22 protein-coding genes and 1 other annotated feature are annotated in these 19,985 nt (G+C 52.7%); of the genes, 9 read left to right on the forward strand and 13 right to left on the reverse strand.

Going from position 1 to position 19,985, the window contains the following annotated elements:
* Positions 1-2 precede the first annotated feature (2 nt).
* The 7 genes from pheT to thrS form a co-directional block, all read right to left on the reverse strand.
* Positions 3-2,390, reverse strand: a complete 2,388-nt coding sequence (pheT, locus tag ACSPHG_RS13265) for a phenylalanine--tRNA ligase subunit beta (protein WP_435954000.1) — start codon at positions 2,388-2,390, stop codon at positions 3-5.
* 14 nt (positions 2,391-2,404) lie between these two features.
* The gene (gene pheS, locus ACSPHG_RS13270) at positions 2,405-3,388 is read right to left on the reverse strand and encodes a phenylalanine--tRNA ligase subunit alpha (protein WP_435954001.1); all 984 of its coding nucleotides are present in this window, start codon (positions 3,386-3,388) and stop codon (positions 2,405-2,407) included.
* Between the two features lie 62 nt (positions 3,389-3,450).
* Positions 3,451-3,574, reverse strand: a sequence feature (Phe leader region).
* The gene (pheM, locus tag ACSPHG_RS13275; protein WP_106120997.1) at positions 3,525-3,569 is read right to left on the reverse strand and encodes a pheST operon leader peptide PheM; all 45 of its coding nucleotides are present in this window, start codon (positions 3,567-3,569) and stop codon (positions 3,525-3,527) included. It overlaps the preceding feature by 45 nt.
* A gap of 118 nt (positions 3,575-3,692) precedes the next feature.
* Positions 3,693-4,049, reverse strand: a complete 357-nt coding sequence (gene rplT / locus ACSPHG_RS13280; protein WP_000124849.1) for a 50S ribosomal protein L20 — start codon at positions 4,047-4,049, stop codon at positions 3,693-3,695.
* Positions 4,050-4,093: 44 nt separating this feature from the next.
* The gene (gene rpmI, locus ACSPHG_RS13285) at positions 4,094-4,291 is read right to left on the reverse strand and encodes a 50S ribosomal protein L35 (protein ID WP_004263702.1); all 198 of its coding nucleotides are present in this window, start codon (positions 4,289-4,291) and stop codon (positions 4,094-4,096) included.
* A 96-nt stretch (positions 4,292-4,387) separates the two neighbouring features.
* Positions 4,388-4,930 carry a translation initiation factor IF-3 gene (gene infC / locus ACSPHG_RS13290; protein WP_072009408.1) on the reverse strand — a complete coding sequence of 181 codons (543 nt, stop codon included), beginning with the start codon at positions 4,928-4,930 and terminating at the stop codon, positions 4,388-4,390.
* Positions 4,931-4,933: 3 nt separating this feature from the next.
* A complete protein-coding gene (thrS, locus tag ACSPHG_RS13295; protein ID WP_435954002.1) occupies positions 4,934-6,862 on the reverse strand; it encodes a threonine--tRNA ligase in 1,929 nt (642 codons plus the stop codon).
* A 298-nt stretch (positions 6,863-7,160) separates the two neighbouring features.
* Between thrS and ACSPHG_RS13300 the strand changes: the two genes are divergently transcribed.
* Positions 7,161-7,316, forward strand: a complete 156-nt coding sequence (locus ACSPHG_RS13300) for a hypothetical protein (RefSeq protein WP_435954003.1) — start codon at positions 7,161-7,163, stop codon at positions 7,314-7,316.
* 233 nt (positions 7,317-7,549) lie between these two features.
* On the opposite strand, the gene ACSPHG_RS13305 is transcribed toward ACSPHG_RS13300, so the two are convergent.
* Positions 7,550-7,777, reverse strand: a complete 228-nt coding sequence (locus ACSPHG_RS13305) for a hypothetical protein (protein ID WP_435954004.1) — start codon at positions 7,775-7,777, stop codon at positions 7,550-7,552.
* A 267-nt stretch (positions 7,778-8,044) separates the two neighbouring features.
* Positions 8,045-8,803: a DUF481 domain-containing protein gene (locus ACSPHG_RS13310; protein WP_435954005.1), complete on the reverse strand. Its 759-nt coding sequence runs from the start codon at positions 8,801-8,803 to the stop codon at positions 8,045-8,047.
* 288 nt (positions 8,804-9,091) lie between these two features.
* Between ACSPHG_RS13310 and pfkB the strand changes: the two genes are divergently transcribed.
* The 3 genes from pfkB (at position 9,092) to ACSPHG_RS13325 (ending at position 11,394) form a co-directional block, all read left to right on the forward strand.
* On the forward strand, positions 9,092-10,021 hold the full coding sequence (gene pfkB, locus ACSPHG_RS13315) for a 6-phosphofructokinase II (RefSeq protein WP_435954006.1): 930 nt from the start codon (positions 9,092-9,094) through the stop codon (positions 10,019-10,021).
* 119 nt (positions 10,022-10,140) lie between these two features.
* Positions 10,141-10,431 (forward strand): type V toxin-antitoxin system endoribonuclease antitoxin GhoS, encoded by a 291-nt coding sequence (ghoS, locus tag ACSPHG_RS13320; RefSeq protein WP_435954007.1) that lies wholly within the window; start codon positions 10,141-10,143, stop codon positions 10,429-10,431.
* A 102-nt stretch (positions 10,432-10,533) separates the two neighbouring features.
* Positions 10,534-11,394 (forward strand): fructosamine kinase family protein, encoded by an 861-nt coding sequence (locus ACSPHG_RS13325; protein ID WP_435954008.1) that lies wholly within the window; start codon positions 10,534-10,536, stop codon positions 11,392-11,394.
* A 35-nt stretch (positions 11,395-11,429) separates the two neighbouring features.
* Here ACSPHG_RS13325 and ACSPHG_RS13330 read toward each other — a convergent pair whose 3' ends face one another.
* A complete protein-coding gene (locus ACSPHG_RS13330) occupies positions 11,430-11,966 on the reverse strand; it encodes a YniB family protein (protein WP_435954009.1) in 537 nt (178 codons plus the stop codon).
* Between the two features lie 163 nt (positions 11,967-12,129).
* Here ACSPHG_RS13330 and hxpB point away from each other — a divergent pair, with 163 nt between their 5' ends.
* The 4 genes from hxpB to ACSPHG_RS13350 all read left to right on the forward strand — a co-directional run bounded on the left by hxpB (position 12,130) and on the right by ACSPHG_RS13350 (position 15,938).
* Positions 12,130-12,798: a hexitol phosphatase HxpB gene (gene hxpB / locus ACSPHG_RS13335; protein WP_435954010.1), complete on the forward strand. Its 669-nt coding sequence runs from the start codon at positions 12,130-12,132 to the stop codon at positions 12,796-12,798.
* 148 nt (positions 12,799-12,946) lie between these two features.
* On the forward strand, positions 12,947-13,708 hold the full coding sequence (kduD, locus tag ACSPHG_RS13340; RefSeq protein WP_435954011.1) for a 2-dehydro-3-deoxy-D-gluconate 5-dehydrogenase KduD: 762 nt from the start codon (positions 12,947-12,949) through the stop codon (positions 13,706-13,708).
* A gap of 115 nt (positions 13,709-13,823) precedes the next feature.
* Positions 13,824-14,414, forward strand: coding sequence for a metal-dependent hydrolase (locus ACSPHG_RS13345; RefSeq protein WP_435954012.1), 591 nt, complete (start codon positions 13,824-13,826; stop codon positions 14,412-14,414).
* Positions 14,415-14,546: 132 nt separating this feature from the next.
* Complete coding sequence (locus ACSPHG_RS13350; protein WP_435954013.1) at positions 14,547-15,938, forward strand: L-cystine transporter; 1,392 nt, start codon at positions 14,547-14,549, stop codon at positions 15,936-15,938.
* A gap of 44 nt (positions 15,939-15,982) precedes the next feature.
* Here ACSPHG_RS13350 and cedA read toward each other — a convergent pair whose 3' ends face one another.
* Positions 15,983-16,219 (reverse strand): cell division activator CedA, encoded by a 237-nt coding sequence (cedA, locus tag ACSPHG_RS13355; protein ID WP_435954014.1) that lies wholly within the window; start codon positions 16,217-16,219, stop codon positions 15,983-15,985.
* A 205-nt stretch (positions 16,220-16,424) separates the two neighbouring features.
* On the opposite strand from cedA, the gene katE reads away from it, so the two are divergent.
* Complete coding sequence (gene katE, locus ACSPHG_RS13360) at positions 16,425-18,683, forward strand: catalase HPII (protein ID WP_435954015.1); 2,259 nt, start codon at positions 16,425-16,427, stop codon at positions 18,681-18,683.
* A gap of 197 nt (positions 18,684-18,880) precedes the next feature.
* On the opposite strand, the gene cspE is transcribed toward katE, so the two are convergent.
* Both cspE and osmE read right to left on the reverse strand, forming a co-directional pair.
* Positions 18,881-19,093: a transcription antiterminator/RNA stability regulator CspE gene (cspE, locus tag ACSPHG_RS13365; RefSeq protein WP_435954016.1), complete on the reverse strand. Its 213-nt coding sequence runs from the start codon at positions 19,091-19,093 to the stop codon at positions 18,881-18,883.
* A 324-nt stretch (positions 19,094-19,417) separates the two neighbouring features.
* Positions 19,418-19,759 (reverse strand): osmotically-inducible lipoprotein OsmE, encoded by a 342-nt coding sequence (gene osmE, locus ACSPHG_RS13370; protein ID WP_435954017.1) that lies wholly within the window; start codon positions 19,757-19,759, stop codon positions 19,418-19,420.
* Between the last annotated feature and the right edge of the window lie 226 nt (positions 19,760-19,985).

Raw genomic sequence — 19,985 nt, forward strand, 5'->3', positions numbered from 1 at the left:
GTTCAATCCCTCAATGATGCCTGGAATCGCTCTTTTAATGCCTCTACGCATTTTGCAACGGTAGCGGCAATCTCCTCTTCTTCGAGTGTACGGCCGGTATCCTGAAGGATAAGGCTAATGGCCAGGCTCTTATAACCTTCGGCTACGCCCTTGCCACGGTACACATCAAACAAGTTTACGCCAACTACCTGATTTGCGCCAACTTTCTTACATTCGACCAAAATATCTGCTGCGGGAACGTTTTCAGCAACCACGACAGCGATGTCGCGGCGGTTCGCTGGGAAGCGAGAAATTTCCTGCGCCTCAGGCACCGCGCGGTCTGCGACCTTGCTCCACAACACTTCAAACACAAGCGTGCGGCCATTGAGTGAAAGCTTGCGCTCAAGCTCCGGATGCACAACACCAATGAAACCAATGCATTCGCCATGTAAATAAATAGCAGCACTTTGGCCAGGATGCAGGGCCGGGTTGCTTGCCGCTCTGAATTCAATGTCGGCCAGTTTGCCCGTCAGATCGAGAACGGATTCCAGGTCACCTTTCAAATCATAGAAGTCGACCGTATTACGCGCCAGATCCCAATGCTCTTCATAGCGGTTGCCGCAGATAGCCCCCGCCAGCATAAGATCCTGGCGAATGCCAAGGTCTGCCTGAGTATCAGGGACAAAGCGCAGGCCGGTTTCGAAAATACGCACGCGGCTTTGCTGGCGGTTCTGGTTATAGACCACGGTATTCAGCAGGCCGGTCAGCAGAGACAGGCGCATCGCGGACATGTCGCTTGAGATAGGATTAGGAAGAATCAGATTTTCTTCGCCCGGATGCAGCAGCTGCTGGATTTTCGGGTCGACGAAGCTGTAGGTGATCACTTCCTGATAGCCTTTGTCCACCAGCATGGTTTTCACACGCTTGAGGGAAAGGTCCGCTTCACGATGCGTCCCCATCACCAGGCCAGCCTGAACGGGCTCGTCCGGGATGCTGTTGTAGCCGTAAACGCGAGCGACCTCTTCAACCAGATCTTCTTCGATCTGCATATCAAAACGCCAGCTTGGCGCGACGGCCGTCCATTGATCCTGACCATCGGTGACTTCGCAGCCCAAACGACGAAGAATATCGCCAACCAGCGCGTCTTCAATGTGGTGACCAATCAGACGGTCCAGCTTGCTGCGACGCAGGGTGATGGTCGCAGGTTTTGGCAGATGCGCTTCATTCGTCACATCAATCACCGGGCCCGCTTCACCGCCGCAAAGGTCGATCAGCAAACGTGTAGCACGCTCCATCGCCTTATACTGTAGCGCAGAGTCAACGCCGCGCTCATAGCGGTGGGACGCGTCGGTATGCAAGCCGTGACGGCGTGCGCGGCCTGTGATGGACAGCGGGCTGAAGAATGCGCACTCAAGCAGGACGTTTTGCGTTTCGTCATTTACGCCAGAATGTTCGCCACCGAAAATGCCGCCCATTGCCAGCGCTTTGTTATGATCGGCGATAACCAGCGTGTCGGCGTTGAGCTTGGCTTCGTTGCCGTCCAGCAGGGTCAGGGTTTCACCTTCTTCTGCCATACGCACGACGATCCCGCCATCAATGCGATCCAGATCGAAAGCGTGCATCGGCTGACCAAGCTCAAGCAGCACGTAGTTAGTCACGTCAACTACGGCATCAATGGAGCGAATACCGCAGCGACGCAGCTTTTCTTTCATCCACAGCGGCGTGGGCGCCTTAACGTTGATGCCTTTAACCACACGGCCCAGATAGCGAGGGCATGCCTGTGCGGCGTCAACACGAATCGGCAGCGTGTCGTTGATGGTGGCTGCAACCGGGGACATTTCCGGCTCAACCAGCGGCAGCTTGTTCAGCACGGCCACGTCGCGAGCGACACCGATGATGCCCAGGCAATCCGCACGGTTTGGCGTCACGCTGATTTCGATAGTGTTGTCATCAAGCTTCAGATATTCACGGATATCGGTGCCGATCGGCGCGTCGGCTGGCAGTTCGATAATGCCGTTATGGTCATCGGAAATGCCCAGTTCGGAGAAGGAGCAGAGCATCCCTTCAGACGGTTCGCCGCGCAGCTTAGCCGCCTTAATTTTGAAATCGCCCGGTAATACCGCACCAACCGTCGCCACGGCTACCTTCAGACCCTGACGGCAGTTAGGTGCACCGCAGACGATATCCAGCAGGCGTTCGCCGCCGACATTCACTTTTGTTACGCGCAGCTTGTCCGCGTTCGGGTGCTGACCGCACTCGACAACTTCACCCACTACCACGCCATGGAACGCCCCTGCAACGGCATCAACGCCATCGACTTCAAGACCGGCCATGGTAATTTGGTTGGACAGATCTTCACTGCTATTGGCTGGGTTTACCCATTCGCGTAACCAGAGTTCACTGAATTTCATTGGATATCCCGCCTTTATTTGAACTGTTTGAGGAAACGTAAATCATTTTCGAAGAATGCGCGCAGATCGGTGACGCCGTAGCGCAGCATGGTTAAACGTTCCATGCCCATACCGAATGCGAAACCTGAGTACACTTCAGGATCGATACCTACATTGCGCAGTACGTTTGGGTGCACCATGCCGCAGCCAAGTACTTCCAGCCACTTACCGTTTTTACCCATCACATCCACTTCAGCGGAAGGTTCGGTGAACGGGAAGTAGGACGGGCGGAAACGAATCTGCAGGTTTTCTTCGAAAAAGTTATTCAGGAAATCGTGCAGCGTGCCCTTGAGGTTGGTGAAGCTGATGTTCTTATCAACAATCAGACCTTCCATCTGGTGGAACATTGGGGTGTGGGTCTGATCGTAGTCGTTACGGTAAACGCGGCCTGGCGCAATAATGCGGATTGGCGGCTGCTTATCCTTCATGGTACGAATCTGAACGCCGGAGGTTTGCGTGCGCAGCAGGCGGGTGGCGTCGAACCAGAAGGTGTCGTGGTCCGCGCGCGCCGGATGGTGGCCTGGAATGTTCAGCGCGTCGAAGTTGTGATAGTCATCTTCAATTTCCGGGCCGGTTGCCACGGTAAAGCCAAGCTCGCCAAAGAAATGCTCAATACGATCGATGGTGCGGGTTACCGGATGCAGCCCGCCGTTTTCGATGCGGCGACCAGGCAGAGAGACATCGATAGTTTCCTGCGCCAGGCGTGCGTTCAACGCAGCGCTTTCAAGCGAAGCCTTACGTGCGTTGAGTGCTTCCTGTACCTGTTCTTTGGCTTCGTTAATTACCGCACCTGCTGCCGGACGCTCTTCCGCTGGCAGTTCACGCAGGGTGGTCATCTGTAGGGTCAGGTGCCCCTTTTTCCCTAAATATTCGACGCGTACGCTATCTAACGCGGCAACATCCTGGGCCTCGTTTATGGCGGCCGTTGCGTTGGCAACCAGCTCTGCGAGATGTGGCATGGTATTCCTCTTATGCCGGCATAATTACCGGGGTGGTTTGTCTGTATACAAAATCGATATGCAAAAAAAAAGCCTCCACAAAGGAGGCTTTCAGCGCTGTTTTTCGTTTCTTTTCTTACGCGCAAAGCCCCCTGATTCAGGCGCTAAAGTAAAAAAAGAAACGGAAAATAGCAGCATTCATGCTTGCAGTTACCTTAATCGACGCTTTTCGTTCTGTGTATTGAAAAGGCTCAGACCCGAAATGTCAATAATTTGATTAGGTTAGAAATTAAAAGAGGGAGACAAGCTCCCTCTGATAACTGGCTTACGCCAGAGCTGCTTTCGCTTTTTCAACCAGGGCAGAGAATGCCACTTTGTCGAAAACTGCGATGTCAGCCAGGATCTTACGGTCAATTTCAACAGAAGCTTTTTTCAGGCCGTTGATGAATTTGCTGTAAGAGATACCGTTCTGACGAGCTGCAGCGTTGATACGTGCAATCCACAGCTGGCGGAACTGACGCTTACGTTGACGACGGTCACGGTAAGCATACTGACCAGCTTTGATAACAGCCTGGAAGGCAACGCGGTATACGCGAGAACGCGCACCATAGTAGCCTTTAGCTTGTTTGAGGATTTTTTTGTGACGAGCACGTGCGATTACACCACGTTTTACGCGAGCCATGTTAGCTCTCCTGTTCTATATTCTGAATTAATTAAAAAGTTAACTTATGCGTACGGCAGGCACGCGACTACCAGGCCCAGATCCCCTTTGGAGACCATGCCTTTTGGACGCAGATGACGTTTACGCTTAGTAGACTTTTTAGTCAGAATGTGACGCAGGTTAGCGTGCTTGCGCTTAAAACCACCACCGGCAGTTTTCTTGAAGCGCTTAGCGGCGCCGCGTACTGTTTTAATCTTTGGCATTTAATTACTTTCCACTTCGCATTGTTAATTAAACGAACCAGAAGGCGAACAAATCCTGCGAGGCCGAAGCCCCGCGGGAACTGTTACTTGAGTGCCTTACTGTTTCTTCTTAGGAGCGAGCACCATGATCATCTGGCGGCCTTCGATCTTCGATGGGAAGGATTCGACCACTGCCAGTTCACTCAGATCGTCACGGACGCGGTTAAGCACTTCCATACCGATCTGCTGGTGAGCCATCTCACGACCGCGGAAACGCAGCGTGATCTTAGCTTTATCACCCTCTTCCAGAAAGCGAACCAGGCTGCGGAGTTTTACCTGGTAGTCGCCATCGTCAGTGCCAGGTCGGAATTTGATTTCCTTAACCTGAATAACTTTTTGCTTCTTCTTCTGTTCCTTAGAAGATTTGCTTTTTTCGTAGAGGAACTTGCCGTAGTCCATGATGCGGCAAACAGGCGGTTCGGCATTAGGGCTGATTTCTACTAAATCTACCCCAGCCTCTTCGGCTTTTTCTAAAGCTTCATTCAGACTGACAATACCTAGCTGCTCGCCGTCTATACCTGTTAGACGAACCTCAGTGGCACGAATTTCTCTGTTAATGCGATTAGGACGCGCCGGTTGAACTCTTTTTCCGCCTTTAATACTTTATTCCTCCAGTTGATTTAGATTGCGGCTGCGGATTTCTTGCTGCAGCTTTTCAATCAATTCGTTGACGTCCATGCTTCCCAAGTCTTTGCCACGACGGGTACGAACGGCAACTTTGCCTGCTTCTACCTCTTTGTCGCCACAAACTAACATATAAGGGACACGACGCAACGTGTGTTCACGGATTTTAAAGCCTATCTTCTCATTTCTCAAGTCTGCTTTTACGCGAATGCCTGCATTTTGTAGTTTACGGGTCAATTCGTTAACGTAATCAGACTGTCCATCAGTGATATTCATGACCACTGCCTGGACCGGCGCAAGCCAGGTTGGGAAGAACCCAGCGAACTCTTCGGTGAGGATGCCGATAAACCTTTCCATGGAGCCCAAAATGGCGCGGTGAATCATCACCGGCACCAATCGCTCGTTGTTTTCGCCGATGTACGACGCATTTAAGCGCGTAGGCAGGGAGAAGTCGAGCTGGACGGTACCACACTGCCATGCACGATCCAGGCAGTCATACAGGGTAAATTCAATCTTAGGACCGTAGAAAGCGCCCTCGCCCGGCTGGTATTCAAACGGGATTTCGTTCTCTTGCAGCGCCACGGCCAGGTCAGCTTCCGCACGATCCCACATTTCGTCGGTACCAATGCGTTTTTCTGGACGCGTTGACAGTTTCACGACGATTTTTTCGAAACCGAAGGTGCTGTACATGTCATAAACCATGCGAATACAGCTATTCACTTCGTCGCGAACCTGATCTTCAGTACAGAAGACGTGGGCATCATCCTGGGTGAAACCGCGAACGCGCATCAGGCCATGCAGCGCGCCTGATGGCTCGTTACGGTGGCAGCTACCGAATTCAGCCATACGTAACGGCAGGTCGCGGTAGGATTTTAGACCCTGGTTGAAAATTTGCACGTGACCCGGGCAGTTCATTGGCTTAATGCAATATTCACGGTTCTCAGAAGAGGTGGTGAACATGGCATCTTTATAGTTGTCCCAGTGGCCGGTTTTTTCCCACAGCACACGGTCCATCATGAACGGGCCTTTTACTTCCTGATACTGATACTCTTTAAGCTTGGAACGTACGAACACTTCCAGCTCGCGGAAGATTGTCCAGCCGTCGTTGTGCCAGAACACCATACCCGGCGCTTCTTCCTGCATGTGATACAGGTCGAGCTGTTTACCGATTTTACGGTGGTCACGCTTAGACGCTTCTTCCAGACGCTGCAGGTAGGCATTGAGTTGTTTTTTATCCGCCCATGCAGTGCCATAAATGCGTTGCAGCATTTTATTGTTGCTATCGCCACGCCAGTAAGCACCGGAGGTTTTCTGCAGTTTGAAGTGATGGCAGAAACGCATATTCGGTACGTGCGGACCGCGGCACATATCAACGTATTCTTCATGATGATACAAACCAGGTTTGTCATCATGGCTGATGTTTTCATCAAGAATTGCCACTTTGTAGCTTTCGCCACGGTTGACGAAAGTTTCGCGGGCTTCATGCCAGCTCACTTTCTTCTTGATAACGTCGTAATCTTTTTCAGCCAGCTCGTGCATACGCTTTTCGAGCAGCTCAAGATCTTCCTGGGTTAGGGTGTGGTCAAGATCGACGTCGTAATAAAAACCGTTGTCGATAACCGGGCCAATCGCCATTTTGGTATTCGGCCACAGCTGTTTGATAGCGTGACCCAGCAGGTGCGCACAGGAGTGACGGAGAATTTCCAGACCGGCTTCATCTTTAACGGTGATGATGGCAAGTTTTGCATCGTGTTCGATGAGGTCGGTTGCGTCAACAAGCTCACCGTCTACGCGACCAGCAATACAGGCTTTTGCAAGACCGGGGCCGATGTCCAGCGCCACATCCAGCGGGCTAACGGGGCGGTCGAAATGGCGTTGGCTACCATCAGGAAGAGTAATAACAGGCATGATAAGTCCTTATTTGCAGTGGTGACCCGCACGAAAGATCACATGCAACTTTATAAAGTTTTAAATAAATCAGAAGGTTAGGAAGGGTCGAATGCTTCACTCTGCAAACTATGTACTTGATACTTAACGTACCCACAACCGCCTACTGATTACACCCGGCAATAGTACACGTCATTAGGTGAGGGTTAAAGGACACAAATGGATATTTCAGCTGGGCATAGCTGTGTGACACATCGCCAGAACGATGATATTTTCCCATCAGTTACGTAATGCATGATTGAAGCAAGCGGGAAATTTAATGGATCTTTTTGATGAAACTTACGAGCGCCATAAACAGTCGGTGGGCAGTCAGGAAGCGCGTTGGAACGCCTGGCTGAGTCAACACCCATTGGTTTTGGTCGCGGTTGCCATGGTGACCGTGTTAATTATTTTATTGGCAATGCACTTTTCATAGCTCTGAACGTTAAGGCTATGTCTTGGCTAAATATACTACTTATCCACGATGTTTTGTTGCGAAAATATTCGGCAGAAATTCGCAATGTAGCAAAGCCCCCTTTAGTGAATAACCTGCGATATTAAAGACATAAAAAACCGGATTATTATCTCCGGTTTTTTATATTGCGCCTGTATAAAATACGCATTCATAGAGGGAAAAGCGCAGGCGGGAATTTTCAAAAGCAGGACTTATCAATACCACTCGCCGGCAACCAGCGTATGCACGTTAAAGGCATCATCCATTGAACGACCGGTGGACTGTGAGCCAGGAGCGATGTTAGAGCCCGCTTCGACAGTGGTTACATGGGAAGTTTTGACTGTAGATTGCGTTGCGGCGCTGGCGGCAGGCTGAGCTGCAAATGCACCGAATGAAACGACAGAAAGGATGCTGGCCGCAGCGATATAGTTAATAGTTTTCATCTTAATTTTTCTCTTATTTAGTGGATTCCAGGGCATTCGCCGGATAACGTTATAAGAGTAGATCCCGATCACACTTTTGGATAGTCAATTTATTTGTCAAAAGGTTTCAAAGATACTGAATATATGACCTGAAGAGCGATTGTGGAGGAATGATGGAGAAAAGTTGGCTGATTTCATTTTACTATAAATAAAACGGAAGACCGAATTAATAATAACACTTCTTGCTAAATTAAAACATTAAAGCCGGGTCGAACCCGGCTTTGACAATTACATCTTATAACCGAGAGTAATCGCGGTTTTTCTGTCGGTATGATTGGGAGCAGAGTCCGGTGGATTGGAGTTCCAGGTCACGTTGTAGGCGACTTTAAGCCCAAAATGCTCGTTGATGGCCACTTCAAGGCCCGTCTCTGAGTTTACCGTGGTGTCTTCGCTACCCAGCACCGACACACCCTCGATAAACTTCGCGTTATCCGTAAGCTGCCAGTTATAGATGCCGGAAGCATAGCCCAGCGCCTGAGTTTCATGGCCGCCATCGGTATATTCGTCGTAACGCACGCCAGGACCGAATTCCAGACGGAAACTGTGCACCGGGCCGCTTAGGAACTGACGACCATAACCCGCAGTGAGGATATCGCGCGCCTGGTAGCCGTTAAAGCGGTCGGTCAACCAGCTTGCCTGGCCAAAGAGGTAGTCGCTATCGGTCATGTTGTAACGGCTACGCGCGCCCGCAGAGTAAGTCTCTGAAGAGCGTTCATCGTTGGAAGAGGTGTTGTTCGCGTTACCCCAAAGTGACCATGCTGTAGAGGTGTTATACCAGGTCATATTGGTATTTGCCGTCAGCGTAGAGCTTTTGGTGTTGCCTGACTGAGCGAGATAGCCTGCGTTAAGATTACCTTCAAAGGGTTTCTTCGCGGTGCTTGGGTCATCCATGACAGTGAAAACGGTATTATCTGCAAGTGCAAAATGGCTAAATAGCGCACTCCCGGTCAGCAAAACTGCTGCCGGTACTGTCTTAACAAGCTTCATTTATTAATCCGTACGACAAAAATAGAAACCACCAAGGTTCCGGAATCTTCCCTAAGGATCAAATCTAAATGTCCTAAGAAAGGTTACAAATTATAAAAAAGCCAGAATAACATAGCAATGAATTCCTCTTTCATTTTTTGAATAAGAACGCTCTTAAAACATCTTTCTTTTCATATATATAGCTAACGCTTGCTTTTTGGCAATCAATTGAAAAATCATGACGTTAATTAAAATTTATCGTTCCGATTTGGTGCTAAGCTCTCCTTAATCACGATAAAAGGAGGATTCATGGCTCGCATCTATACGTTGACACTCGCTCCCTCTCTCGACAGCGCCACTCTTACTCCGCAAATATACCCGGAAGGCAAACTTCGTTGTACTGCACCGGTTTTCGAACCCGGCGGCGGCGGCATTAACGTCGCGCGCGCTATTTCGCATCTCGGCGGTAAGGCAACGGCCATTTTCCCTGCAGGCGGCGCAACTGGCGAACATCTCTCCGCCCTGCTCCGCGACGAGAAAGTAACGATAGACACCGTTGAATCACATGACTGGACGCGTCAAAACCTGCATGTGCATACCGAATCAACCGGCGAACAGTATCGATTTGTCATGCCGGGTGCGGCGCTTAGCGATGACGAATTCCACCGCCTGGAGGAAAAAGTACTGGCGATTGATTCCGGCTCAATTCTGGTTATTAGCGGTAGCCTGCCGCCGGGCATCAACGTTGAAAAACTCTGCTCGCTAGTGAAAGCAGCCCAGGGTGCAGGCATTCGCTGCATCGTCGACAGTTCTGGTGAAGCACTCAAAGCGACGCTTGAGATTGGCAATATCGAACTGGTAAAGCCGAACCAGAAAGAGCTAAGCGCGCTGGTAAACCGCGATTTGACGCAGCCTGACGACGTTCGCAAAGCCGCGCAGGAAATCGTCGAAAGCGGAAAAGCCCGTAGGGTAGTTGTCTCACTTGGCCCACAGGGTGCGCTGGGCGTCGACGCCAGCGGCTGCGTTCAGGTTGTGCCACCGCCGGTTAAAAGCCAGAGCACCGTAGGCGCGGGCGACAGCATGGTCGGCGCCATGACCTTAAAACTCGCGGAAAACGCCCCGCTACTCGATATGGTCAGATTTGGCGTTGCCGCGGGCAGCGCCGCCACGCTAAACAAAGGCACGCGGCTGTGCTCTCTTGAAAATACCCAAAAGATTTACGATTACCTGCGTTCATAATGCCCGCCCCCGTTCGCGGGGGCCTTCCCTTCTATTCTGCTTCCCGCCGTCGCGCTAAAAGTCGCCATTTCAGTCAGATGAACTATGCTAAAACCTTTGGGATAACAATGAGGTGAACCATGAGTAGTGGAGACATTGTGCGCTATGTCATCACGGTGAAGTTTCACGAGGAAGGCCTGACCGACATCAATGAACTCAATAACCACCTGACTCGCGGCGGTTTTTTGCTCACGATGAGCGATGAAGACGGTAAAGTTCACGAGCTGGGCACCAATACTTTTGGCCTGGTAAGCGCGTCTGGTAAAGATGAAGTGGCGGAACTGGCAAAGGCGCTGGGCAAAGTTGCGCTTGGTGCTGAGCCAGAAGTGACCGTAGTGACCTGGGAGGAGTGGCAAAAGTCGCAGGAGTGACAATTCTGTACAATACCTGGCCGGGATGTGCGTTGGTTCGTGGTTTTTACCCGGTTAACAGTGCAAGCTAATGATCTACCAGAGCAACTGGGGGGAAATATCATGTGGCAAGCCATCAGTCGTCTGTTAAGTGAGCAGTTGGGAGAGGCTGAAATTGAACAACGCACCGAGCTTCCCGGCGGAGAGATCCACGCGGCGTGGCGGCTGCGCTATGCCGGCCATGAGATCTTTGTCAAAAGCGACAATCGGGAGATGCTGCCGATATTCACCGCCGAGGCAGACCAGCTCGAGCTGCTTTCGCGCAGCAAAACCGTGCGCGTCCCGCAGGTTTGGGCGGTAGGCGGTGACAGGGATTACAGCTTCCTGCTGCTGGAATATCTTCCGGCCAAACCGCTGGATGCCCACAACGCCTTCCTGCTCGGGCAACAGCTGGCAAAGCTCCACCAGTGGAGCGACCAGCCGCAGTTCGGGCTCGATTTCGATAACGATCTTTCCACCACTCCACAGCCAAATGCCTGGCAACGCCGCTGGTCGACCTTCTTCGCCGAGCAGCGCATCGGCTGGCAGCTTGAAATGGCCGCCGAAAAGGGTATTCACCTGGGCGATATCGATCTGATTGTGGATTTTGTCCACCAGTCCCTTGCCTCGCACCAGCCGCAGCCCTCTTTGCTGCACGGCGATCTGTGGTCCGGCAACTGCGCGCTGGGTCCTGACGGGCCGTATATTTACGATCCCGCCTGCTACTGGGGTGACAGAGAGTGTGACCTTGCGATGCTACCGCTGCATCCCGACCAGCCGCCGCAAATCTATGACGGCTACCAGTCGGTGTCGCCGCTCCCGGCGGGTTTTCTTGACCGTCAGCCCATCTACCAGCTTTATACGCTGTTGAATCGCGCCATACTTTTTGGCGGCCAACACCTGGTCACCGCGCAAAAGGCGCTGGATCGCGTGCTTGCTGCTTAAAAGAATGAAGCCACTCACGAAAGAGTGGCTTTTTGCTAGATGAAGCCGAGAAGCGAGAAGAAGAAGTAGCCCGCAACGATCACAATGACCGGCAGGATATAAAGAGGGAAAATTTGCAGGAAGATCGTGTGGCGTGGCACAACGATTTTGGCATCCAGCTGCTCTTTGGTTAGCCCTTCTGGCCCCTTTGCCTGCTCCAGTATCAATTGATCCTGCACCCCTTCGCGCAAAAACTTTGCCTGGCGGCTCATGCGCGCGCCGGAAGCCTGCAGCGCCAGCCCGACGAAAATCAGCGCAAAAATCACCCAAAACAGCACGTTTGTATGCTGGTGGAACTCCGGCTGCGGCGAGTTGTACCAGAAGAAATTCAGGAACGGCGTATTAAAACGCATCATCTCAATCATTACGTGCGCGAAGTCCAGCATTACGGCGTTTATGCCCGCCTGCTTCTCGCTGTGTTCATACATAAATTTCAGAATCGAAATTAACGTTGATACCACTGCGGGTATGAAAATCACCCAACCGGCAACGCGTTTCAGCACTGCAATGCGTCCAGCTTGTTGATACGTCATTCTTTCCCCTTGGTTAAGACGTAACTTACTGGCACAAAGTCTACCTTGTCTCACCGTATTTCGCCTGAGCTTTGCAGGCGAAATTCACAAAAGCGGTGGCGTCTGCCGACTTTTCCCGCTATTCATAGGGCAACTTTTAAATGGGTAACGACAGGAGTCTACAATGGCCGATACGCGCCGGGTTTTAGCCGCAATTTTTGATATGGATGGTTTACTGATTGATTCAGAGCCGTTATGGGACGAGGCCGAGCTGGAGGTTATGGCCAGCATCGGCGTGGACATAACCCGCCGCAACGAACTGCCCGACACGCTCGGCCTGCGCATCGACCTCGTTGTTGACCTGTGGTTTAGCCACCAGCCGTGGAATGGCCCATCGCGGGAAGAAGTTACCCAGCGGGTCATTGCCCGCGCGATTACCCTGATTGAGGAACGCCGCCCGCTGTTGCCCGGCGTGCGTGAAGCCATCGCCCAGTGCAAGGCACTTGGTCTGAAGGTCGGCCTCGCCTCCGCGTCACCATTACATATGCTTGAACGCGTGCTGGAAATGTTCGACCTAAGAGAGCAGTTTGACGCGATTGCCTCCGCGGAACATCTGCCTTACAGCAAACCGCATCCGCAGGTTTATCTCGATGCGGCGGCGAAACTGGGTATCGATCCGCTGTCATGCGTCACCTTTGAAGACTCCGTTAACGGGATGATCGCCACCAAAGCCGCTCGCATGCGCTCCATTGTTGTTCCCGCTGAAGAAAACCGCAGTAATCCGCGCTGGTGTCTGGCCGACGTTAAGCTCGACTCCCTTTTGTCGCTTAGCGCCGCCGACATTACGGGATAACATTTCGGGGCGGTTTAAACCGCCCTTTTTTAAAATCTCGCCGCATCATATTTTGAAACGCCATTTCAAATAAATTTGTAATTCTGCTAACCCCTACCTATCCTATTGATATACGCGCTGCTGCGCTCTCTATATATATGGGGTAGATATGATTCTCGACGCTTTTAATCTGCAGGGTAAAGTGGCTCTGGTCACGGGCTGTGACACCGGGCTGGGTCAGGGGATGACGCTCGGACTCGCCGAGGCCGGATGTGACATCATTGGCGTGAACCGCAAAATCCCTCACGACACGGCAGAAAAAGTGCTGGCGCTGGGCCGCCGCTTTACCGCAATCCAGGCGGATCTGAGCCAGCCGGGCGTTATCCCAGGCATTGTCGAAGAAGCTGTCGCAAGAATGGGAAGAATAGATATCCTGGTGAACAACGCCGGAACGATTCGCCGCGAGGACGCGCTTGAATTCAGCGAAAAGAACTGGGATGACGTGATGAACCTGAACATCAAATCCGTGTTCTTTCTTTCGCAGGCCGTGGCGAAGCAGTTTCTCAAACAGGGCGGCGGCGGAAAAATCATTAATATCGCCTCAATGCTCTCTTTCCAGGGGGGGATTCGCGTGCCTTCTTATACGGCATCAAAAAGCGCGGTATTAGGCATCACACGCCTGCTGGCAAACGAATGGGCGCAGCACAACATTAACGTCAATGCGATTGCCCCGGGCTACATGGCGACTAACAATACCCAGCAGCTTCGCGACGATGAGGCCCGCAGCCAGGAAATTCTCGACAGAATCCCGGCGGGCCGCTGGGGTAAACCGGAGGATTTACAGGGTGCCGCCGTGTTCCTTGCGTCCGATGCCGCGAACTACATCAACGGTTACACCCTCGCCGTTGATGGCGGCTGGCTGGCGCGATAGCATCGCCCGCCGCCGGAGAAACGGGCGGTGAATAAAATGTTACAGCGTCACCTCTTCCGCCCACTGTATAAAAACCCTATACTGGATGAATCGACAGTTTCATCCGGGTAGTATCATGACGGCGGAAGGCCATCTGCTTTTTTCCATAGCCTGTGCAGTTTTTGCCAAAAACGCCGAACTCACGCCCGTTCTGGCGCAGGGTGACTGGTGGCACATCGTGCCGTCTGCGATCCTGACCTGCCTGCTGCCGGACATCGATCACCCAAAATCGTTTTTAGGGCAGCGCCTGCCGTGGATATCAAAACCCATCGCGCGCGCCTGCGGGCACAGGGGCTTTACCCACAGCCTGTTCGCCGTCTTTGCCGGGCTTGCCCTGTTCTATTTAAAGGTGCCCGAAAGTTGGGTAATACCAGCGGATGCGCTACAGGGGATGGTGCTCGGTTATCTGAGCCATATTCTGGCCGACATGCTGACGCCTGCGGGCGTGCCGTTGCTATGGCCCTGCCGCTGGCGTTTCCGGTTTCCCATCGTCAGGCCGCAAAAGGGCAACCAGCTAGAAAGGTTTCTATGCATGGCGCTGTTCGGCTTCGCGGTCTGGATGCCCCAGAGCCTGCCCGAAAACAGTGCGGTACGCTGGTCGTCACAGATGATAAATTCGCTGCAAACCACCTTTAACAGCTTTTTAAATCACCATTTAGAACAATAATCAGACGAAACTATCCATTTCGTAATAAACAATTCCTTTTGAATATAAGTGACCCGCGTCTCATCTGATACGATTTACGGCATAAAGGTGGGCTAGCGCCCGCCTGCTTACAATAAATCAGGAGATACGGGGATGAATTTTCCACTTATAGCGAACGTTATCGTGTTCGTTATTCTGCTACTGCTGCTGGCGCAAACGCGCCACAAACAGTGGAGTCTTGCGAAAAAAGTGCTGGCGGGTCTGGTCGTCGGCGTGGTGTTTGGCATCGTGCTGCATGCTATTTATGGCGCGGACAGCCAGGTGCTGAAAGATTCCATTCAGTGGTTCAACGTGGTCGGCAACGGCTATGTCCAACTGCTGCAAATGATCGTTATGCCGCTGGTGTTTGTTTCTATTCTTAGTGCCGTAGCCAAGCTGCACAACGCCTCTTCGTTGGGTAAAATCAGCTTCCTGACCATCGGCACCCTGCTCTTCACCACGCTGATTGCAGCGCTGGTCGGCGTGCTGGTCACCAACCTGTTCGGCCTGACGGCGGAAGGCCTGGTGCAGGGGACTGCGGAAACCGCGCGTCTGAGCGCGATCGAAACCAACTACGCGAGCAAAGTTGCCGATCTGTCCGTACCACAGCTGATCCTCTCGTTTGTACCGAAAAACCCGTTTGCCGACCTGACCGGCGCAAGCCCGACCTCCATCATCAGCGTGGTTATCTTTGCGGCCTTCCTGGGCGTCGCGGCGCTTAAGCTGCTGAAAGACGATGCGCCAAAAGGCGAGCGCGTGCTGGTTGCCATCGACACGCTGCAAAGCTGGGTGATGAAGCTGGTGCGTCTGGTGATGCAGTTAACGCCTTACGGCGTGCTGGCGCTGATGACTAAGGTCGTTGCCAGCTCCAACCTGCAGGACATCATTAAGCTGGGCAGCTTTGTGGTTGCCTCTTACCTTGGCCTTGCAATCATGTTCGGCGTGCACGCCCTGCTGCTTGCGGTTAACGGCGTCAGCCCGCTGAAATACTTCCGCAAAGTGTGGCCGGTGCTGACCTTTGCCTTCACCAGCCGCTCCAGCGCGGCCAGTATCCCGCTGAACGTTGAAGCGCAAACCCGCCGCCTGGGCGTGCCGGAGTCTATCGCCAGCTTCTCTGCTTCCTTCGGTGCCACTATCGGACAAAACGGCTGTGCCGGTCTGTACCCTGCGATGCTGGCCGTGATGGTTGCGCCAACGGTTGGTATCAACCCGCTGGACCCGCTGTGGATTGCAACGCTGGTCGGTATCGTCACCGTTAGCTCCGCAGGCGTTGCGGGCGTCGGCGGCGGCGCTACCTTTGCCGCACTGATCGTCCTGCCAGCTATGGGCCTGCCGGTAACCCTGGTTGCCCTGCTGATTTCCGTCGAGCCGTTAATCGATATGGGCCGTACCGCGCTGAACGTCAGCGGCTCCATGACCGCCGGGACCATCACCAGCCAGCTAATGAAACAGACCGATAAAGAAATACTAAACAGCGAAGAAGAGGCTGAACTCGCCCACCGCTAACGAGTCGTAAACAAGACAAAGGCCGCAGAATCTGCGGCCTTTTTTTATATCTCGTTTTCCTGACGCACCTGGGTTGCCCAGCGCTGGGCGGCTTCCGGCAGCGTAAACGGCGGAGACTGGCGAAACGCGTCCCCCACCAGCACAAAAGCCACGAACTTGTTGCGCAGCAGCCACACGTCCTTGAAGCCCTCCACCCGCCAGGCGTGGGACGGCGGCGCGGGCTCAACGCGCGGCTGGTAGCTGATTATAGGGCGAGTACTTTTTTGACGAAGTGGTTTCATAGGCGGAGACATTCGAAGCTGAATTAATGAATAACATCACTATGATAACGGATCCCCTCCGGTTCGTCGCCTCCCTAAGAATAACGCCTGGTTTTCGACGTCCGGGGGAGTTAAGGCAGCAGGTTTAACGCATTGTTCTATAGTTAGAGGGGTTTATTCATAACGCAAACCGGTTTAACAGCCATGAAAACTGGAGACGAGTTCAATGTCGAAGAAAGATAAACAACCGCTGAGCCACAGCGCACCGATTCACGATGCCAATGAATCAAAGCCCGGCATGGATTCTCTTGCCCCGGAAGATGGATCTCACCGCCCGGTCCAGGAGCCAACACCACCCGGCGCACAGCCAACCGCTGCGGGCAGCTTTAAAAGCCCTGACACCTCGAATGACAAATTAAAATCGCTCGATAAACACCGTAAAGACGGCGAAAACTTTCCGCTGACCACCAACCAGGGCGTGCGCATCGCCGACGACCAAAACTCGCTGCGCGCCGGTACGCGTGGGCCTACGCTCCTGGAAGATTTTATCCTGCGCGAGAAAATCACCCACTTTGACCATGAGCGTATCCCCGAGCGCATCGTGCACGCTCGTGGTTCCGCAGCACACGGTTTCTTCCAGCCATACAAAAATCTTTCGGACGTCACCAAAGCAGACTTTCTGTCAGACCCGGATAAAATCACGCCGGTATTTGTACGCTTCTCAACGGTACAGGGCGGCGCAGGCTCGGCCGATACCGTGCGAGATATCCGTGGCTTCGCCACCAAGTTTTACACCGAAGAAGGGATTTTCGATTTAGTCGGCAACAATACCCCGATCTTCTTTATTCAGGATGCCCATAAGTTCCCGGACTTTGTTCACGCCGTGAAGCCCGAGCCGCACTGGGCGATTCCGCAGGGCGGCAGCGCGCACGACACCTTCTGGGACTATGTCTCGCTCCAGCCGGAAACCCTGCACAACGTCATGTGGGCGATGTCCGACCGCGGCCTGCCGCGCAGCTACCGCACCATGGAAGGCTTTGGTATCCACACCTTCCGCCTGATCAACGCCGAAGGCAAAGCCACCTTTGTGCGCTTCCACTGGAAGCCGGTAGCGGGCAAAGCCTCACTGCTGTGGGATGAATCGCAAAAGCTGACCGGCCGTGACCCGGACTTCCACCGCCGCGACCTGTGGGAATCCATCGAAGCGGGCGATTTCCCGGAATACGAGCTGGGTCTACAGCTGATCCCAGAAGAGGACGAGTTCAAATATGATTTCGACCTTCTCGACCCCACCAAACTGATCCCCGAAGAGCTGGTGCCGGTGCAGTTGGTCGGTAAAATGACGCTAAACCGCAACCCGGACAACTTCTTCGCGGAAAACGAACAGGCCGCGTTCCACCCTGGGCATATCGTCCCGGGTCTGGATTTCAGCAACGATCCGCTGCTTCAGGGGCGCCTGTTCTCCTACACCGATACGCAAATCAGCCGTCTGGGCGGGCCGAACTTCCACGAAATCCCGATTAACCGTCCGGTTTGCCCGTACCACAATTTCCAGCGCGACGGCATGCACCGGATGGACATCGACAGCAACCCGGCGAACTACGAGCCGAACTCCATCAACGACAACTGGCCGCGCGAAACGCCTCCAGGCCCGAAACGCGGCGGCTTTGAAAGCTACCAGGAACGTGTTGAAGGCCACAAGGTTCGCGAACGCAGCCCGTCCTTCGGCGAATATTACTCCCAGCCTCGCCTGTTCTGGCAAAGCCAGACGCCGGTGGAGCAGCAGCATATTATCGGCGCGTTTAGCTTCGAGCTCTCGAAAGTCGCCCGCCCTTACATCCGCGAGCGCGTGGTCGATCATCTTACCCATATCGATATCTCCCTCGCCCAGCCGGTGGCCGACAATCTTGGCATTGAGCTTTCCGACGAGCAGATGCACGTCGCGCCGCCAAAAGACGTTAACGGTCTGAAAAAGGATCCAAGCCTCAGCCTGTACGCCGTACCGAGCGGCACGGTAAAAGGACGCGTGGTGGCGGTGCTGCTGAGCGAAAAAAGCAAGGCGGCGGACGTGCTCGGCATCGTGAAGGGGCTGAAGGCGCAGGGCGTTCACGCCAAGCTCCTGTTTGCACGCATGGGCCAGGTGGTTGCCGACGACGGCTCCGTTGTCCCGGTTGCGGCGACCTTCACCGGCTCGCCGTCGGTCACCGTTGATGCGGTTATCGTGCCGGGAGGCGATCTCAGCTCGATTCTTAACAACGGCGATGCGGCTTACTATCTGCTGGAGGCTTACAAGCATCTGAAGGTGATCGGCCTCGCCGGGGATGCCCGTAAATTTAAGGCAAAACTGGGCATCGACGATCAGGGTGAAGAAGGCGTGGTGGAAGCCGATAAAGCGTCGGATAAATTTATCGGCGAGTTCCTGAAATTACTGGCGGGCCATCGCGTCTGGGCGCGCAGTAATAAGGTTGATAAAATTCCTGCGTAAATAACTGCGCCATAGTCGTTGCGGCTATGGCGTATTTTTTCAAGTTTTAAATCCGACTTATTAAATAACAGAAATAAAAAAAGCCCGAGCACGATAATAATCGTATTCAGGCTTTTCTTTTCGTGTACGTTAACTGCTCCGGGTTAACCCATCTTCGCTATCGTAACGCAACACGGCAACACTTTATTTAGCTGTTATTACAGCGCAACTACGTTCGCAGCTGCCGGGCCTTTAGCACCGTTTTCAACGCTGAACTTCACTTTTTGACCTTCTTCGAGGGTCTTGAAGCTGTCGCTCTGGATGGCGGAGAAGTGCACGAACACGTCTTTGCTGCCGTCATCAGGAGTGATAAAGCCGAAGCCTTTATCTGCGTTAAACCATTTTACTAAACCAGTCTGTTGATTAGACATTGATACTTCCTCATTATTTTATTTTGCTACGCTGTAGCACCATGGTCTGCATGTCAGAATTTCTTATGGGACTTTAGGAGGAGACTCACGGAGAAGAGGTATCTTTGGATAACGCTTGAACTGAGAACTGCTTTACTAAAATGCTTTACATAAGGTCTGCTGAACAAACCGATGAAGCTATTAACGCATGCCGCTCCCCTTTAAGCAAGTTTTTATTTCGCACAAAGGTAATTAAGACATTTCTTTACGTTCAAACAAATTAAACGAAGCGGTAAATACACATAAAAAAACCGCCTGCGGGCAGGCGGTTCTTTTTAAAATTAATTACTTCTTAGCAGCCTGCGGGTCGGTGTCATATTCCGCACAGCTCTGATAGCCGGAATTCATTACGTGACCGGTGTCATCAAGCGCGACGAAATAGGTTTCGGTTTTGCCGTCACGCTGGCCCAGAATGTAGGTCTGGCAGGTACCACGAGCGTGGATCATGGTCACTTCTGAAGATGGTTTACCGGCAACCTGCTGAACCTGTGCACGGCTCATGCCTTTTTTCACATCTTTCACCACCGGCGTCGCGACCTGATCTTTAGTACGATCGTAAGCGGTACAACCTGCCAGCATGGTCATCACAGCCGCTGCACTTAAAATTCCTGCTAAGTTCTTGTTCATTTTATATCCTCGTTTTTCAGCATATGGCTTGCTTGTGTCAGTTAAGCCTGGAATATAAAAGAACATTTTTCAACTTGTTAGCCGAAATGAATGGAAATTAGGATTATTGGCTATTACTCAGGCCCGGGCGTTATATCGCTCTAAATCGCGCCGCTTAGCGGCCTGGTGCGGCCCCGAGCCTTGTCGTTTCTGCCGCAAAAGGTTAGTTTTAACAGATCTGTATTTT

Origin of the sequence: Dryocola baronae, assembly GCF_051297175.1 — a bacterium.
In the GTDB taxonomy this organism is placed as follows: domain Bacteria; phylum Pseudomonadota; class Gammaproteobacteria; order Enterobacterales; family Enterobacteriaceae; genus Dryocola.